Here is a 1,008-nt window from a genome sequence, read left to right as displayed (position 1 = left end):
GAGTTTGAGCACGACCTTAGCAAATGTATGCTGTTTTGTAGATTAAACCCTGGCTTCTTTCACTCAATAAACTGAATGGTATCCAAGCGCACTTTATAAGCTGACGCTGTATGTACAAGGGGAGTCTATCGAGATGATGCATTTTACAGGTATAGATGTTAGTAAAAACAAATTTGACGTTTGCTGGCTAATAGATGCGACTACCAACAAGCGCAAAACGAAAGTATTTAAGAATAAACAAGCAGGTCATGAAGCGCTGGCTGAATGGCTACTCAACAATATCAAAGCAGCGCCAGAGAATATCGTTATAATTCTTGAACCTACAGGGGTTTATCATGAATCACTGATGTATTTATTACACGATAAGGGGTTTAAGGTTTATTTGGTTAATACAGGCAATGCTAAGAAATATGCAGAGGCCATCAATTTAACGCATAAAACGGATAAATCCGATGCTTGTATGTTAGCCAACTATGGTTACGCGCAGCAAAGTAACTTGCAACTCTGGTTACCAGAAGCCGTTGAAGTTCGGGAGCTCAAGGCTTTATTACGGCGCTTAGATGCGCTGGAATCAGATTATCAAAGAGAGTTAAACCGCTTAGACTCAAGTGAATTCAGCCTGTCTTCAGAGCGAGTTTTAGCGTCTTTAAAAGAGATGATTCGAGCACTTAAGTCGGAAATAGAAAAGCTTAAAAAAGATATTGATAACCATATTAACGGTCATCCAGAGTTAAAGAACAATCGAAAGCTTTTAGAGAGTATTCCTGGGATAGGCTCCGTATTATCGCGAGAGCTGACTTACCTTTTTGCTGCCAAAACATTTAAAAATGCAAAGCAAGTCAGTGCTTACAGTGGCTTAATTCCAAAATTTCACGAATCAGGCAAACTTAAAGGGCGCACGACTTTGAGTAAAACGGGACCATCCCGATTACGAGCCAAACTTTATATGGCAGCCGTTGTTGCTGGACGATACAACAAGAGTGTTATGCGACAAAAAGAGACACTATT

The 1,008-nt window shown here is 40.0% G+C and carries 1 protein-coding gene; it reads left to right on the top strand.

Features of this window, described 5'->3' with window-relative positions:
* Positions 1 to 133: 133 nt before the first annotated feature.
* On the top strand, positions 134 to 1,008 hold an 875-nt coding region (locus tag ISP07_RS20425), incomplete at its 3' end, for an IS110 family transposase (RefSeq protein WP_209328719.1).

The organism is Pseudoalteromonas sp. PA2MD11, from assembly GCF_017808125.1.
Taxonomy (GTDB): domain Bacteria; phylum Pseudomonadota; class Gammaproteobacteria; order Enterobacterales; family Alteromonadaceae; genus Pseudoalteromonas; species Pseudoalteromonas simplex.
This window is presented reverse-complemented; position numbering and strand designations above follow the sequence as displayed.